The sequence below is a fragment of the Sulfurimonas sp. HSL3-2 genome (assembly GCF_039645965.1).
Taxonomy (GTDB): domain Bacteria; phylum Campylobacterota; class Campylobacteria; order Campylobacterales; family Sulfurimonadaceae; genus Hydrocurvibacter; species Hydrocurvibacter mobilis.
This window is the reverse complement of sequence record NZ_CP147917.1, coordinates 1,842,122-1,857,969: the sequence shown is the minus strand read 5'-3', so window position 1 is coordinate 1,857,969 and position 15,848 is coordinate 1,842,122. Positions and strand designations below refer to the sequence as shown.

Annotated in this window: 13 protein-coding genes and 2 tRNA genes; 8 read left to right on the top strand and 7 right to left on the bottom strand. The window is 38.8% G+C overall.

The window, feature by feature from the left end; translation table 11 throughout:
• Positions 1 to 34: 34 nt before the first annotated feature.
• Entirely contained in the window at positions 35 to 1,954 is a 1,920-nt protein-coding gene (locus WCX87_RS09300) for a methyl-accepting chemotaxis protein (RefSeq protein WP_345979437.1), read from the top strand.
• Between the two features lie 10 nt (positions 1,955 to 1,964).
• Here WCX87_RS09300 and WCX87_RS09295 read toward each other — a convergent pair whose 3' ends face one another.
• The 3 genes from WCX87_RS09295 to WCX87_RS09285 form a co-directional block, all read right to left on the bottom strand.
• Entirely contained in the window at positions 1,965 to 2,513 is a 549-nt protein-coding gene (locus WCX87_RS09295) for a hypothetical protein (RefSeq protein ID WP_345979435.1), read from the bottom strand.
• Positions 2,514 to 2,711: 198 nt separating this feature from the next.
• A tRNA-Glu gene (locus WCX87_RS09290) sits at positions 2,712 to 2,786 on the bottom strand.
• 38 nt (positions 2,787 to 2,824) lie between these two features.
• A tRNA-Lys gene (locus WCX87_RS09285) sits at positions 2,825 to 2,900 on the bottom strand.
• 162 nt (positions 2,901 to 3,062) lie between these two features.
• Between WCX87_RS09285 and WCX87_RS09280 the strand changes: the two genes are divergently transcribed.
• Genes WCX87_RS09280 through WCX87_RS09255 form a run of 6 tightly spaced genes read left to right on the top strand, consistent with a single transcriptional unit; the run spans position 3,063 to position 9,472 of the window.
• The gene (locus tag WCX87_RS09280; protein ID WP_345979434.1) at positions 3,063 to 4,010 is read left to right on the top strand and encodes a MoxR family ATPase; all 948 of its coding nucleotides are present in this window, start codon (positions 3,063 to 3,065) and stop codon (positions 4,008 to 4,010) included.
• Between the two features lie 8 nt (positions 4,011 to 4,018).
• Entirely contained in the window at positions 4,019 to 4,849 is an 831-nt protein-coding gene (locus WCX87_RS09275) for a DUF58 domain-containing protein (protein WP_345979432.1), read from the top strand.
• Positions 4,849 to 5,247, top strand: coding sequence for a hypothetical protein (locus tag WCX87_RS09270; protein WP_345979431.1), 399 nt, complete (start codon positions 4,849 to 4,851; stop codon positions 5,245 to 5,247). The genes WCX87_RS09275 and WCX87_RS09270 overlap by 1 nt, the downstream gene beginning before the upstream one ends.
• Positions 5,240 to 6,169 (top strand): VWA domain-containing protein, encoded by a 930-nt coding sequence (locus WCX87_RS09265; RefSeq protein WP_345979429.1) that lies wholly within the window; start codon positions 5,240 to 5,242, stop codon positions 6,167 to 6,169. Before WCX87_RS09270 ends, WCX87_RS09265 begins: the two co-directional genes overlap by 8 nt.
• Positions 6,166 to 8,034, top strand: a complete 1,869-nt coding sequence (locus tag WCX87_RS09260) for a VWA domain-containing protein (RefSeq protein ID WP_345979427.1) — start codon at positions 6,166 to 6,168, stop codon at positions 8,032 to 8,034. The genes WCX87_RS09265 and WCX87_RS09260 overlap by 4 nt, the downstream gene beginning before the upstream one ends.
• Complete coding sequence (locus WCX87_RS09255; RefSeq protein ID WP_345979425.1) at positions 8,018 to 9,472, top strand: BatD family protein; 1,455 nt, start codon at positions 8,018 to 8,020, stop codon at positions 9,470 to 9,472. Before WCX87_RS09260 ends, WCX87_RS09255 begins: the two co-directional genes overlap by 17 nt.
• Here the strand turns inward: WCX87_RS09255 and WCX87_RS09250 are convergent.
• A complete protein-coding gene (locus WCX87_RS09250) occupies positions 9,469 to 10,299 on the bottom strand; it encodes a prephenate dehydrogenase (RefSeq protein WP_345979423.1) in 831 nt (276 codons plus the stop codon). The genes WCX87_RS09255 and WCX87_RS09250 overlap by 4 nt on opposite strands.
• A 111-nt stretch (positions 10,300 to 10,410) precedes the next feature.
• Between WCX87_RS09250 and bamA the strand changes: the two genes are divergently transcribed.
• Complete coding sequence (bamA, locus tag WCX87_RS09245) at positions 10,411 to 12,645, top strand: outer membrane protein assembly factor BamA (RefSeq protein ID WP_345979422.1); 2,235 nt, start codon at positions 10,411 to 10,413, stop codon at positions 12,643 to 12,645.
• A 27-nt stretch (positions 12,646 to 12,672) separates the two neighbouring features.
• On the opposite strand, the gene WCX87_RS09240 is transcribed toward bamA, so the two are convergent.
• The 3 genes from WCX87_RS09240 to WCX87_RS09230 are packed head-to-tail and all read right to left on the bottom strand — an operon-like array spanning position 12,673 to position 15,752.
• Positions 12,673 to 14,139, bottom strand: a complete 1,467-nt coding sequence (locus WCX87_RS09240) for a Ppx/GppA phosphatase family protein (protein ID WP_345979420.1) — start codon at positions 14,137 to 14,139, stop codon at positions 12,673 to 12,675.
• Position 14,140: 1 nt separating this feature from the next.
• Positions 14,141 to 14,395 carry a YfhL family 4Fe-4S dicluster ferredoxin gene (locus WCX87_RS09235; RefSeq protein WP_345979419.1) on the bottom strand — a complete coding sequence of 85 codons (255 nt, stop codon included), beginning with the start codon at positions 14,393 to 14,395 and terminating at the stop codon, positions 14,141 to 14,143.
• Between the two features lie 58 nt (positions 14,396 to 14,453).
• Entirely contained in the window at positions 14,454 to 15,752 is a 1,299-nt protein-coding gene (locus tag WCX87_RS09230; RefSeq protein WP_345979417.1) for a HAMP domain-containing sensor histidine kinase, read from the bottom strand.
• Positions 15,753 to 15,848: the final 96 nt, after the last annotated feature.

Genomic DNA, 15,848 nt, shown 5'->3' with positions numbered 1-15,848 from the left:
CAAAAATATATTCAAACTCAAGAAGGATAATTTAATGGAGTTTTTTAATAATATGAGTGTACATAAAAAGATGAACTATCTTCTTATATTTGTAGCTTTTTCAATATTTTCAGGATCGATATTTGTTTATATGGTATTGGACAACATCGATACAAAATATCAGATGTTAAAAGAAAAATATGTGAAGGGACAGATATATACGCTTGCTATCGAAGCAGATATGAACTTTGTCAGTAGAACAGATAGAGATATTATTTTAGGCGGCGATCATACAAAAGATATTGAGATGATCTCTCAAAGAGTCGACAATATATCTAAGAACTTTCAAAATTTAAAATTAACGGCTATCGATGATAATGAATTAAAGCTGATAGAAGATGCAGAAAAATCAACGATGTTTTTCTTAAATAATGCATTTAAACTAATGAAGTCTTTGACTCCTGCGCAGATAAGTACAGATAAAGACGGGATTTACAAAGTATATAAATCGACATTGACTCCGCCTGCACAGGAATCTCGTGAAAAATTTAAAAAAGTGGTCAAGATGAAAGAGAGCGGCTTAGACAACGCAAGCGATGATATGGCTGAGTACACTTCTATATATAAATATCTTGCTCTTATATCGGGTCTGGCAATAGGTGTTGTAGTCTTAATATTCTCTCAAGTCCTTATCCGTTCTATCGTTAGTGTCATTGCAAGCTTTACAGAGATGATGAAACATACTGCAGAAGGAAATCTGAGTCATGAAGGTATAGCGAAAAATGAATCAACTGAGTTTGGTGTCATGGGGATCGCTTTATCTTCACTTCTTGATCAGATCGAGAATTTCGTACATCAGATACATAACTCAGTTAGTAAAGCTTCAAAAGGCGATTTTAGTTTTGAAATAAATTCAAACGGCATGAAAGGTGAGTTTGTAAAAGCTATCGAGCTTGTAAAAGAGAGCATCGATATAATGAAAGAACAAGACTTTAAAAAGAGACAAGACGGGTTTAATTCTCAGCTGAGTGCACTTAGTATAGGTGTTACGGAGAGTATGACTCTTATACAAGATGACCTGGCAAATAATATTGAAGCACTGAAAGTCGTTACTCAAGCGACAAGAGATGCGGAATCTCAGGCAACGGATTCTAAACAAAACATAGAATCGATCGTCAAAGAGCTTGAAGCGTTAAAAGAGCAGGTCAGTATCAACAGTCATGCAATAGATGAACTAGCTTCTCAGGCTGAAAGCATTACTTCTGTAATCGAACTTATTACAGATATCGCAGATCAGACGAATCTCCTTGCACTCAATGCTGCTATCGAAGCTGCACGTGCGGGTGAACATGGACGCGGCTTTGCCGTTGTTGCAGATGAAGTAAGAAAACTTGCTGAGCGTACGCATAAAGCGACTGGCGAGATATCTATATCGATCAAAACATTGCAGCAGGGTATGAGTGAGATCCAGGTAAGTAGTGATTCTATGAGCAATATCGTAGAACAGTCTACACATAAAATATACGATTTTGAAGAGACATTGACTGAACTGAGCCACAACTCGTCAAACATAGTGCAATCATCTTACAGCATGGAAAACAGTGTCTTCGTGGTTTTAGCTAAGATCGATCATATCCTTTATAAATCACGTGCTTATAACAGTATTATTACTGCAAAACCGGTACTGTCTGTTGTCGATCATCATGGATGTCGTCTTGGTAAATGGTATGACGGTGAAGGTAAAGAGAGATTTGACCATACCGCTTCTTATGCTAAGTTCTCTGCTCCTCATGCGACAGTACATAAAAATGCTAATGGCAATATGAAGTTCTTAGATGCTACAAATCCGGCGCATAATGTACTTGATCATAAAGATGAGATAATCAGAAACTTTAAAGAGATGGAAACAGCAAGCTCTGAGCTGTTTGTATTGATGGATAATATGCTTTCAGAGGTTAAAAAATTAAATAGCTAGAGAGTCATCTCTATCTATTTCCTGCATTTACGGCAAGCTGTGCCATTTTTTGAAAATGTTCTTCAATACTTTTAGCTTCATCTATAACTTTATCCAGTTCGATTAAAAAATAGTTTTGTGTTTTTACATCAGCCATATTAAAAGTATATATAACCCATTCGTAGTTCAAAGTCAGTTTTGAACCGTTATCATCGACTTCAAAAGTTTTATATAGATTGATATCCTGTAAAGCTAAAGAGTCAAGGCATTTCTTGTAAAAACTGTTTATCTCATAGTTGATCAGCTTTTCCAACTCATCTTGTCCTATCTTTACATCAACCTCTTCTAAACCGTTCTGTCCGATGATAAGTGTTTTACCGAGAAATAACTGCTGACCTATAAAACATGGAGTATGAGTTGTGCTGAGAGCATTTCCGTCTGTGTATATTATATGCTCGTTTAATATATGTGAACTGTCTACCAGGATCGAGTTAAAAAACGTATATATACTGTTCACCTGTCCGTCAAATTCTTGGACTTCTATACTTTTTGTCTGTGGATCGATTGAATAAGCTTTCATGGAATTTTTACCTTAGGAAGTAGAAAATTTGATTTATATACTGTGTATATACAAAATTAGGGGGATTCTATCATTAATGGAATTGGAAAGTCAAGCGTTGTTTAAGCAGTACGAAATAGGGGATAAAATATGTACCAAATAGTTATGTTTCTATATTAAAAGTCTTATAAAATTTAAAAAGGAGTTTTTTAGTGAAAGTGGTGACTCCAAGGGGATTCGAACCCCTATGGCAAGGATGAAAACCTTGAATCCTAACCATTAGATGATGGAGCCACTTTTGTGGTTGATAAGTGTTGCAAACAAGTTTGCGATGGTGTCCCGTGATGGATTCGAACCATCGGCCACATCATTAAAAGTGACGTGCTCTACCAGCTGAGCTAACGAGACAAAAAACAAACATCTCTGTTTGTGGACGGGAATTATAGTAAAACTCTCCTTTAATGTCAAGAGTTTTTTTAAAAAATAGTTTTATTTGGCATTTATTTACTTCTACTAAGTTATACTGTCATAAAGATGATACTTTAATAATGTTCAAAATAGGAAAAGTGGATGATTTCTAAGATTAATGAGATAAAAAATGAGGTTGCTAAAGTCGTTATAGGTCAGGAGAAGATGATAGACGGTCTTCTTATTGGACTTCTTTGCGAAGGACATATACTTATAGAGGGTGTTCCCGGTCTTGCAAAGACTACGACAGTCAAAGCGCTTTCACAAAGTCTGGGGTTGAATTTTAAACGTGCACAGTTCACACCCGACCTTTTACCTTCGGATATTTTAGGGGCTCAGATATATGACCCTCAGACAAATGAGTTTAAGATAAAACGCGGTCCTATATTTACAAACCTGCTTTTAGCGGATGAGATCAACCGTGCTCCGGCAAAAGTACAGTCAGCACTGCTGGAAGTGATGCAGGAACGCCAAGTGACGATAGGTGAAGAGAGTTTTAAACTTGAAGCTCCTTTTTTCGTTATGGCTACGCAAAACCCGGTAGAGCAGGAAGGTGTATACCAGCTTCCCGAAGCTCAGCTTGACCGTTTTATGTTAAAGCTTGATGTCGGATATAACACAAAAGATGAAGAGCTCGAGATCGCAAGACGAATATCAAGCGGAAAATATGAGCAGATAGCAGCGGTCATAAGCAGAGATGACCTTGTAAAACTTAAAGAGGCTGTAAAAGCTATCCATGTGGACGCTGAGGTCGAGGAGTATATGATAACGCTGGTAGATGCTTCTCGTAATCCGGCTCAGTACGGTCTAGATGAGATAGCAGAGTACATCCAGTACGGTGCATCTCCTCGTGTGAGTATAGATATGTTCAAAGCCGTAAAAGCGATGGCGTTTTTAAGAGGTAAAGATTTCGTGACTCCTGTGGATGTCGCATACATCGTAAAAGAGGTTATGCACCATCGCTTGGTTCTGACGTATGAAGCAGAAGCCGAAGGGATAACAACAGACTTTATAATAGATAAAATCGTAAAAACAGTTCCTATACCGTAGAGGTTATTATGAGTAAACTAAAAAAGATACTCGTCCGTGCCCGCCGCCAAGTCTTTAGCGAGATGAGCGGGAACAACCCTTCCATCTTTAAAGGGGAGGGGTATGACTTCATAGAGCTTCGTGAATATATGCCCGGTGATGATATACGTCACATCGATTGGAACATCACGGCAAAGATGCAGTCTCCTTATATAAAGATATTTAAAGAGGAAAGAGAGCTGAATGTTGTCGTAGCATCGATGCTAAACGGAAGTGTCTACTTCGGAAGTAAGAAGTTTAAGCAGGACCTTATAGCCGAACTTGTCGCTCTTCTAAGCTTTTCTACTTTAAAAAACGGCGATTTGCTTAGTTCATATATCTTTACGGACAGGATCATCGCTCACTCAAAACCGACTAAAAAGATGAGTTTTGCCACAAAAAACGTAGAGCAGATAGTCGATTTTAGTCCGTTAAACGAGAAAGCAGACTACAAGTTTATGGTCGAGAGTTTATATAGAAGACTTAAACGCAAATCCCTTGTTATATTAATAGCCGATTTTTTTGAGATACCCGATATCAAAGTGTTGGCTAAGAAACATGAGGTCATCGCACTTATCGTCCGTGACAGACTGGAAGAAAACCCTCCTGCAATGGGATTTTCTTCGTTAATGGATCCTGAGAGCGGCGGAGTGCTTGAGGGTGACTTTAATGAGAAAAGCGTTAAAGAGTATGCCAAAAGAGTGCATATTCACGATAAAGAGCTGTATGAGAATTTTAGAAAAAGCGGTGTCAGGTTTACAAAGATCTATACCGATGATGCGGCTAGTGTCAGTTTAAGAAGAGTATTTGAGAGAAGATGATGAATCCAGATGATATAAAAATAAGAGATATAAAACCGCTTTTAGAGATACATGACCACAGTGTCTATCTGTTTAGTGCTTTGGTAGTCATATCTTTAATAATAGTATTTGGCGGGATATATCTACTTCTGAAGTGGTACAAAAACAAAAATCGTATCAATATGCGAAAAGCCACATATAAAAAACTCTTACATGTAGACCTGTCCGAGCCTAAAAGAGCGGCTTATGAGATAACGAAATACGGGTATTTCTTTAAAGAGGACTCTCAGAGAAACAGGGATATGTATCATAATCTAGTGGACAGACTCGAAAAATACAAGTATAAAAAAGAGGTAGAGGTTTTTGACGATGAGACAAAAAGCTATTTTGAACTCTATAAAGGGATGATAGATGTTTGACGGTCTCTATTTTGAGTATCCTAAAGTCTTTTTTGTCATCTTCTTTTTTATAGCATGCGCTACTTTATGCCGCATGAAACTTCCCTCTTTTTATTTTCCGCATTCACAGCAGTTTGCAAAAGACACGCTTGGTAAATCTAGACTGCTTTTTTTACTCAAATGGCTCTCGATCGTTATGCTGATACTTGCATTTATGTCACCGGTAAAAGATGAACCCTATGAGATCGCTCCAAAACAGGGTTACGATATAGCACTGATACTCGATAGTTCAGAATCTATGAGTACGCAAGGTTTTGATACTACAAATATCAATGCAACAAAGTTCGATGTAGTAAAGAACATAGTAAAGGATTTTATCGTTAAAAGAAAAAACGACAATCTTGGTGTCGTGGTCTTTGGTGCTTACTCCTTTATCGCTTCACCGCTTACTTATGACAAGAATATACTTCAAAAAGTCGTCGATCAGCTCTATATCTCCATTGCTGGTCGTTATACGGCACTTTATGACTCGCTTGCTCAGGGTGTGAACCTTCTTAAAAATTCAAAAGCAAAGACAAAGATAGCCATACTTTTGACTGACGGATACAATACCCCCGAAGCCACAAAGATACCCTTACATGTAGCACTCGATATGGCAAAAAAAGAGAAGATAGAAGTCTATACCATAGGCATAGGCAATCCCGGTGAGTTTGATCAGAATCTTTTACTCAAGATCGCTAAGGAGACGGGGGCAAAAGCTTATGGTGCGGGTAACGCTTCTCAGCTTCAGGCCATCTATGACGACATCGACAAGCTAGAAAAGTCGGAGATAAAATCGCAAAGTTTTACGAATGTGAAATATTTCTACTTTTATCCGCTTTTTATCGGCCTTCTCTCTTTGATGCTTTATGTCTACCTTATGAATAAAAGGGGGCATGAATGACATTTTTACATCCTGAATTTATATACTATATGATCCTTCCTCTTATTGCACTCTTTGGACTTCTTTTGACGCAGAAAGACAGACAGGGGGTCTTTTTTTCAGAAGAGGTGATGGAAAAACTTCGTGTAAACTCTAAGAGAATGAGCCTAAAAGCCAGAAATGCACTCTTTTTTATCATTGCATCGCTGCTGATCCTAGCACTTGCACAGCCTTCTATTCCAAACGGAAAAGTCGAGATAAAAGCAAAGAGCGCGGATATCATGATAGGGCTTGATATCTCGGACTCCATGCTTGCAGAAGATGTCTATCCTTCACGTCTGGAACTGGCAAAACATAAGATACTTGAACTTTTAAATGCAGCACCTAACGAGCGGATAGGAGTCGTGGCGTTTGCCAAGTCAAGCTATCTTGTCTCACCGCTTAGTTTTGATCATGATGCGGTCTCTTTTTTAGTCAGACAACTCGAACCAAGTTCCATAACGGAAAAAGGAACCGACCTGATGCAGCTTTTATACTCTGTGAACGAGAGCCTAAAAGAGCAGAAAAACAGATATCTGCTGCTTTTTAGCGACGGCGGGGACAATGAGGACTTCTCTCAAGAGATAGCCTATGCAAAAGAGCATAATATTACGGTCTTTGTCCTAGCCCTCGGAACTAAAAAAGGTGCTCCTATAAAAGAGAAGGATGGTTTTATTACCCAAAACGGCAAGATAGTGATCTCTAAGTTAAACCAGTCCATCTCATCTCTTGCAACCAGTACGGGAGGTGTCTATATAGAGGGTGTGAACTCCGATAAGGATGTAAAAGAGATGCTTTCTCAGATAGAGTCGCATACAAAACAAAAAACACTGAAATCCGAGACCATCACAAGATATATCCCGCTGTTTCAGATCCCTATAGGGTTAGCTCTGTTCTTATTGTTGATCGCGACCAGTTCTATGAGCAAGCGCGAGGTCGTAAACCTGCCGAGTCTGTTCTTGATAACGTTGCTGTTATCTGCATCTGTTCCCTCTTATGCCGGCATCATGGATTTTAAACTTCTTGATGATGCTAAAAAATCGTATGAGAGCGGAGATTATAAAACGAGCAGTTCTTTGTATGATAAATATGTGAAGGATCACGATACGAACGAGGCAAACTATAACCTTGCATCTTCCTTTTATAAAGACAAAAAGTATAAAAAAGCCGTGCAGGCATACAGCAACGTACATTTTGCAGATAAAGACAAGCAAGCGGGAGTGCTTTATAATCTTGCGAACTCTTATGCAAAATCGGGCGAATTGCAAAAGGCGCTAGACACTTACAAGAACTCTCTTGCTTTAAAAGATGACGATGATGCAAAAGAGAACAAAGAGATAGTAGAGAAGCTGTTACAAAAGAAACAGGATAAAAAGCAGGACAAGCAAAAACAGAAAAACCAGAAAAATAACCAAAACCAAAACCAAAAAAGCGATCAAAATAAAGATCAGCAGGATCAAAATAAACAGAGCCAAGACAAACAAAACAAAAACGGCGATCAAGAGAAAAAAGATCAGGACAAACAGCAGCAAAACAGTTCAAAAGAACCGCCAAAAGATCAAAAGTCAGACAAAGAGGAGAACTCCTCTCAAGAGAACAAGCAGCAAAGCAGGGATGAGCAGAACAAAGAGAAAACTCAAGATATGAATCAAAGCAAAAAAAGTGACAAAGAGGAGCAAAAGCAGCTAGAAAACAGTGCTGTAACTTCCCAAGTCGATAAAGAGAGTATGAGTGATAAAGAGGAGAAAAAGTGGCTGCAACGACTGAATCTAAACACTCCGGCACATATATATAAACTCAAATCAAGCAAAGCTCAGAAGGATAATGAAAATGAAAAACCTTGGTAAGATAATAACATTTTTGATTTTTAGTACAAATCTTTTTGCAGGTGTAAGTGCAGGAGTCGATCAAAGTGTAGTGACTCCCGGCAACGTAGTGAACTTCAGTTTGCAGGTAAGCGGCACGGGATTTGAAAAACCAAATATCGACTCTCTATGCGGGGTGAATGTCCTTGGCCGTTCATCACAGACAAGCATAAACGGAGTAAATGGAAAGTTTACCAAAACGCAGACACTGACATACAGTTTTGCACCTGAGAAGTCTTGTACTATCGATCCTATTGAGGTAAAGACAGATGACGGTGTTGTAAATACGAAACCGATAAAGATCGAGGTCCGTCCTCTTTCCGCAGATGCAAAGGCAAAGTTCTCACTTACGTATGCAAGTGATAAAAAAGAACTTTATGTCGGAGAACCTTTTAAAGTAACATTGACTTCAAAGATCCGCAGAGATATGAAGATAGTCGACTCCAAGTTTGAACCTTCAAGTATGAATGGTTTTTGGGTAAAGAAACAGCAGCAGCTTGCAGGCAGCTATGAGGGAGATTATCTGCAGACAAAAGTGATCTATATCTTAGCGGCACAAAGAGACGGGAATCTTACGATACAGCCGGCAAAGATGAGTCTGGCACAAAGAACTGCGGCAAGAGATCCGTTCTTCGGTGATCTGATGCCAAACCTTAACTGGAGCAGATATCTCTCTAATGCTTTACATGTAAAGGTCAAACCTTTGCCAAACGGCGTAGATCTGGTCGGCAGTGATATCATGATGAATGTCTCCGTGGACAAAACAAAAGTGAATCAGAATGAGCCTGTTAATGCAACAGTAAAACTCAGCGGCAGAGCAAACTTTGAAGATGTGGGGTCGATAAAACCCTTTATCCCAAACATCTCAGTCTTTGAAGATGATGCAAAGATAGAACATTTCATTAAAAACGGTACATACAGCGGTGAATATACTAAAAAGATGGCGTTTGTGGGAGATGGGAATTTTACTATCCCTTCGATAGAGATAAAGTATCTGGACACAAAGACAAACAGTGTCAAAAGCATAAAGACACAGCCGATACATGTTACAGTAATCGGCGGCGGAGTCAAAAAAAGCGATGAGCCCTTAAAAATAGAAAAAGCTTCCCAGCAGACAGCGGCTGAAGTCGTAAAACCTCAAGAGAAGATCTCATATATCACTATTGCACTTTCTGCTTTAGGCGGTTTTATACTCGGTATACTCTTTATGCTTATCAAGCCTTTGCTAGGTTCTAAAAAGAATAATACACATATATCGTCTAAAGATACAAAAGCGATCCTTTCCAGACTTATTGAGTTTAAAGATGATGCAGATGTCAAAGAGATGATAGATCTATTGGAAAAGAAACTTTATGCGGGTGAAGATGTCGTGATCGATAAGACTAAGCTAAAAGAGCTTAGAAAAAGGTATGGATTTTAACTGAAGATATTGTAAAGAGTGTTTGCATCCTGCATATCTTTATGCAGTTCGTTCCAGTTTTCATCTTTGATATGCTTCTTAAAGTTTTGCAGCTCTTTTTCAAAAAGCTCTATCGCTTCAAGAACATTGTCTTTGTTTTGTTTGAAAACGTCTTCCCACATCGCAGGAGAACTTTTTGCAAGACGGCTCATTGATCTGAATCCTCCGGCTGCAAGAGTCAAGATATCTTCTCTGTTTTCCTGTTTAATTACTGTATTTGCAAGAGAGTATGAGATGGCATGGGGCATATGGCTGATAAACGCCGTATGACGGTCATGTTCATGAGCATGCATATAGCTTATCTTCATGCATAGCGCATCAAAAAGTTTTATGGCTGTTTCTTTTTGATGTTCCCCGCTGTCTTCAAGATCACAAAGTACAACGACACTGTCGGTATAGAGACCTTCAATAGCTGCATACGGACCAAAGAATTCGGTTCCCGTCATCGGGTGGGCAGCTACGACGTTTTTGCGTATCTTGTCGGGGATAGATTTGACGATCTTTTCTTTTGTACTACCGAAGTCTATGATCGTCGTGTTTTCATCTACATCGGTGAGTTGATCTATAATAGATATGATACCGTCGACAGGAACAGCTAAGATGATAAGATCACATTTTTTTATCTCTTCAAACTCAACGATTTTTTTGACTAGAGAGAGTTCAAGGGCTTGTTTTTGATGCTCTTTATTATGGTCACTTCCGACGATCTCGTGTATAAACGGTAAATTTTTTAGGCTTAGTGCTAAGGAACCACCCATTAGGCCAAGACCGATAATACCAACTTTCATAACATATCTCTTTTTTTATTGCAATGATACACTGAAAATACTTGAGTTTACGTAAGATTAATCACATTCAGTGTAAAATCTTAAACTTATTATTTAAATTTTAGGAAATATATGAAAATTGTTTTTTTAGCGCTTGCCTTTTTTATAGGTTTAAGTGTTTACGCGGATAAGATAAAAGAGATAAATTATGATGGTCTGTTCCACATTTCAAAAGATGTTGCGATGCGTATGGTCGATCTTGATATTGGTGATGAGCTTGATGAACAAAAAGTGGATGATGCTATTAAGAAGTATTTTAAACAGGGTTACTTTCAAGATATATATGTGACAAGTGAAGACGGAAACGTTACTTTTCACTTTCAAGAGAAGCCGATCATCTCTAAAATAGAGTTAAAAGGCTATAAAGATGACGACAAAGATTTTATGAACGATGTCGTTATGATCAAACGCGGTGCATTGTATGATGAAAAAAAGATCGAGGCTGCTAAAAACAGGATCATTGAATCATTAAACCATGACGGCAAGATAGATTCGGTCGTTGAGGTTGAAAAAGAGCTTCAAGAAAACGGCAGTATGCATATTAAGTTTGTTATCAACGAGGGTGAAAAGATCATTATCGAAAAGATCAAATACAGCGGTTTAAAAAGGTTTGAGGGTTCAGACTTTGATGATATGGTAGCGAACAAGGAACATCAGTTTATGGGATGGTTCTGGGGTAGAAACAGCGGAGATCTGAGAATACAGGATCTTCAATATGATCCTCTTCGTATCCGTGATTACTACATGCAGTACGGGTATCTTGATGCAAAAGTGGATGCTCCGTTTGTCAGAGTCAACTTTGATCATTATACGGGAGAGATGAGTTACCAGATTGTAGAAGGGGACGTTTACCGCATTAGCGGAGTCACTATCGAGCAGACGAAGCAGGTCATCGATGATGCAAAACTTTTAGAGGTCGTAAAACTTACAAAAAATGAGCCGTTTAACATAAAGACCTTCCGCGAGGATGCAGATAGAATAAAAACTATCGTTGCAGATCTTGGCTATGCATATGCTAATGTTGTTCCGGATCTCAGAAAAGATAAAGAGAACCATACGGTCGAAGTCGCTTTTAAAGTCATACCGGGCGAAAAGGTACGTATTAGAAACGTGATCATCTCGGGCAATACCCGTACCTTAGACAGGATCATTAGACGTGAGCTATATCTTGGACCCGGAGATATGTATAGCTTGACCGATCTTAAGGATTCAAGAAACTCTCTTGGACGTTTGGGGTACTTTGAAAGCAATACGATCGAAGAGAAGCGTATAGATGAACGTACGATGGATCTGATCGTAAAAGTAAAAGAAACTCCGACAGGAAATATCCAAGTAGGCGGTGGATACGGTAGTTATGGCGGTATTCTTTTAAGTGTTTCCGTAAGTGATAGAAATATTTTCGGTTCAGGGATAAACGTAGGTGTCAAGTTAGAAAAATCTCAAATGACGCATAACTATTCATTCTCTATTTCGAATCCTAGACTCAATGACAGTGACTTCAGCGGAAACTTCTCAGTCTATCAATCTGCAACGGACTACACTGACTATAGTACAGAAAGTAATGGTGTGAGTGTCGGTGTCGGGCATAGATTTACAAGGCATGTATCGGGATACTTAGGATATAACTATTCTCAAAACAGATATAGCAACGTCGATCTGAACTCTACATCCGTATATGGAAGCTACTATTTTGAAAGTTATGCTAAAAGTTCTGTCGTGACAAGTCTTAGTTTCGATAATACAGATGATTACTATCTTCCGCGTGAAGGTTTGACAGCCAGCCAGACTTTTGAAAAATCCGGACTCGGAGGGGATGCAAATTTTTTCAAATCCGGGACTACGTTTAACAAGTACAACGGACTAAAAGATTATGTCGGTTTTGATGCTATTTTTAGGTACAAAGCAAGGTTTAACTATGTAATGGACACAGGTTATCTGCCAATAGCGGAAAAATACTATATGGGTGGTATCGGAAGTGTCAGAGGCTATCAATCGTACTCTCTTGCACCGACTATTACGGATACAAACGGTCAGGTAAGACGTATCGGAGCTAACCAGACATTTTCAAACAGTGCAGAGCTTAGTCTCCCGCTTGTACCAAAGGCAAAGATGCGTCTTGTCGCTTTTGCCGATTGGGGATTTATAGGCGACAACTCTCTTAGTGAAATATCTCGCGGAGGTTACGGGATGGGGCTTGAATGGTTTTCACCTGTTGGACCGATTCAGCTGATGTTTGCAAATCCTCTTAATGAAAAACCTGGTGACGATGTGTCACACTTCGAATTTACTATGGGACAAAGATTTTAAAGGGTAGAGAAAGAGTAGAAGTAGAGTTTATTTAAACTCTACTCTTATCCCTTGAGGAAATTCAAGGTTTTTGACCGCATCTTTTACGAGATAAAGGTTCTCTTTTGAGCTTACATGTAAGCAGTTTCCACTGAAACCTATCTCATACTTCAGATCTCTTGGTCTATGCGCCAGCAACGCAGATGAAAGAGAAATAATAAAGCTTAAAAACTCAGCTACGCGTTCATCAGGCAAAATATTCTTATATTCAGTTATATGAGCTGTAGCAGGCGCTTTTCTTTTTGCATATTTCGTAAGAGTCGCGATAAGTATTATCTCTTGATGTGTAAAGCCGTACTCTAACGCTGTTTGTATAAGATAGTAGCTGTGCTGGTTACTTGAATAGTTATGAAGTGAAGCACCGATAGGCGAAAGTTTTGCTCCGATCACCAGAGCTTTTTTATATTTTTCATCTATATCGTAACTCTCATAGGTAAGGTCAAAGATCGACTTAGAAAGTTTTGCCAGATGGTTTGAATGGTTTTTATCGATAATATACGAATCAAGCAGGTATCTGACAGAAGGGTTGAAGTTTGCTGGAAAACCGCTGTCCTTTTGACCGCGCAGCAGATCACTGAGATAGACTCCCTCTCTGACTCCGACACCGCTTGTAATAAGGTTGTCGATATCGCTCTTTCTTTTTAGCAGTTCCGAGATTATCAGGCTACCCGGCTTGATGACATCAAAGCGGTCGGGTCTGATATTGAGGCTTTTTAGTTTACGCTCGTTTGCATTCATGATCTTGTCTATAAAACTAGACATAGTCTTTGCAGAAAACTCAAATGAATGGAGTTTATTAAGAGGGTATTTGAGATCTTTCATAATAGCACGTGAAAGCGCACGGAATGTACCGCCGATCCCTATGAGATTTGAGATCTGGATGTCACTTAGTTTATCAAGCTCTTGGTTGATATAGGCTCTTGCACCCTCGATATCGTTTTTATCGAAATAGAGCTCTTTTAACCTTACGGTTCCAAGTGCCAGTGAGAGAGTGTTTTCAACTTTACCGTTGATGATGTAAGAAAATTCTGTAGAACCTCCGCCTATATCTATTGTAAGAGCATCGGCTTTTGGCAGAAGGTTAGAGCAGGCGATAGCACCGTAAAGCGCTTCTTTTTCGCCGTCAATGACTTTTATATTGAGTTTTAGACCGGTTCGTACACGAGATATGAACTCCTGCTTATTAGGAGCGTCACGTAGTGCAGAAGTTGCAACACAAAGAATCTTCCTCGCTTTGAACGACGATGCTATACTTAAAAAGTTTTCAAGCGCATCATAAGTTCTCTGCATCGCTTCACTCTGGAGATTACCGCCATTTTTATAGGCGTTTTCCGGAAGTCTTACCCGACTTTTTACTTCATGAAGAAGATGAAAGGCAAAACGGCTAGTTTTTTCATAGATAACCATACGGGCCGAATTCGACCCTATATCTATAACTGCCGTTATCTTCGCCAAACTATTCCTCTTCCGCTAAAATTGATTTATATTTATATTGAAGTTCTGCAATAGTTTCCACATTATCTTTATCCGGTACGATACACTCTACGGGACAAACAGCAATACATGAAGGTTCATCATAAACACCGACACACTCTGTACATCTATCCGGATCTATAAAGTAGATAGGATCACCCTCTTCGATTGCCATTGTAGGACACTCTTCGCGACATGCATCACACGCTATACACTCTTCGTTTATTAGTAAAGCCATTAAAAAACCTTATAGTTAATTGTTTTATGCTCGATTTATAGCAAAACTAACCTTTAAGTTATTTGAAATGCAAAGGACAGCACAGTTTGGAGATAATCGTAAGTGTCGCTTTTGTACCTGAGATCCCGTCTTCTCTGTTTTTTAATTCTATTTTAGCACCTATTGCATCGGCTGCACTTTTAGCTAAAAAGAGTCCTAGTCCGACCCCGCTTTTATTGCCTTGACGCTTAAACGGCGCGAACAGATCCACGCTGTCATCGATACCGCATCCTTCATCAAGTACCTCTATAACAAGACCCTCATAGTTTTGATAGCTGCTTATAGTGACTTTTTTATCTTTAGGTGTGAATTTAAGAGCATTTTGCAAAAAGTTTTGGACTATCTGATTTAAAAGGCTGACCTGCAGTGTCGCCATAAACAGGTCCGGCTTAAAGTTCATGATCAGCTCTTTGCTTTCGTTTTCTGCAAGCAGTTTAAAGTCATTGGCTTTCTCTTTTAAAACCGCGATGATATCTACTTCTGCAGGTTTTTCAAGCTGAGCACCTTCCTGTCGTCCGATATTTAAGATATTTGAGACGATATGGTTCATATCATCAACAGCTTTATTTGTAGTCTTCAGGGCCTCTATATACTCTTCAGGCGAGCGTTTTTTAATAAGTGTGACCTGATTTTTGAGTTTGATGACGGCAAGAGGAGTCTTGAGCTCATGCGCCGTACCGATAAAAAGCTCTTTTTGGTACTTAACAAAGTTTTGAAGTCTGTTGATAAGATGGTTTAGTGTGATACCAAGGGGTTCAAACTCTTTTGGAAGTTCTTCGACTTTAATGGTCTGCATAAGATGTTCGTTCATGTTTGAAAGTCTGTTTGAAAGAGTGGTAACAGGAGCGATCAGCATCTTAGACAGAGCAATTGCATAGAGGATGATAAGTACGAAACCGACACTGTTGATAATAAAGATCGAGTTCAAGATGTTGTTTAAAAGTTTCTTTGTCGGAGTGATGTCTCTTGTGATCTTTAAGTAGCTTAAATCCTCTATCTTAAACGGGTAGACGATGGTAAGATATGTCCTGTCTTTAATAGTCTTTTCATACATATGGACATAGTCTAACTGCTGTTTTAGATTTACAAGTTCGACGGACAGTCCCATCAAAGTATCGGGATTGGTTACCGTAGCATCATACAGTGATTTAAAAGAAGCGATGTTCTGAGCAAACTTGATAAGTTCATCTCTTTTTTCATCATAGATCGATTTTTCGATATAAAGATATGCAAAGGATGTGAATATTAATATTAAAGACGCCGAAGCGATAATAAGTTGTATAAAAAAGCGTTTGCGTATACTTCTTTGCAATAACATAGTGAAATCCTAATAAGTTCTATTGGAATTATAACGAAAGTGAGTTACATGTAAAGTTGACGAGTGAAATAAGATAGCGTTAGCAGTACATAAGGG

Bases quoted from the DNA above. Each gene is read 5' to 3' on its own strand.
- WCX87_RS09300 (WP_345979437.1), top strand. From the start codon at position 35: ATGGAGTTTTTTAATAATATGAGTGTACATAAAAAGATGAACTATCTT.
- WCX87_RS09295 (WP_345979435.1), bottom strand. From the start codon at position 2,513: ATGAAAGCTTATTCAATCGATCCACAGACAAAAAGTATAGAAGTCCAA.
- WCX87_RS09280 (WP_345979434.1), top strand. From the start codon at position 3,063: ATGATTTCTAAGATTAATGAGATAAAAAATGAGGTTGCTAAAGTCGTT.
- WCX87_RS09275 (WP_345979432.1), top strand. From the start codon at position 4,019: ATGAGTAAACTAAAAAAGATACTCGTCCGTGCCCGCCGCCAAGTCTTT.
- WCX87_RS09270 (WP_345979431.1), top strand. From the start codon at position 4,849: ATGAATCCAGATGATATAAAAATAAGAGATATAAAACCGCTTTTAGAG.
- WCX87_RS09265 (WP_345979429.1), top strand. From the start codon at position 5,240: ATGTTTGACGGTCTCTATTTTGAGTATCCTAAAGTCTTTTTTGTCATC.
- WCX87_RS09260 (WP_345979427.1), top strand. From the start codon at position 6,166: ATGACATTTTTACATCCTGAATTTATATACTATATGATCCTTCCTCTT.
- WCX87_RS09255 (WP_345979425.1), top strand. From the start codon at position 8,018: ATGAAAAACCTTGGTAAGATAATAACATTTTTGATTTTTAGTACAAAT.
- WCX87_RS09250 (WP_345979423.1), bottom strand. From the start codon at position 10,299: ATGAAAGTTGGTATTATCGGTCTTGGCCTAATGGGTGGTTCCTTAGCA.
- bamA (WP_345979422.1), top strand. From the start codon at position 10,411: ATGAAAATTGTTTTTTTAGCGCTTGCCTTTTTTATAGGTTTAAGTGTT.
- WCX87_RS09235 (WP_345979419.1), bottom strand. From the start codon at position 14,395: ATGGCTTTACTAATAAACGAAGAGTGTATAGCGTGTGATGCATGTCGC.
- WCX87_RS09230 (WP_345979417.1), bottom strand. From the start codon at position 15,752: ATGTTATTGCAAAGAAGTATACGCAAACGCTTTTTTATACAACTTATT.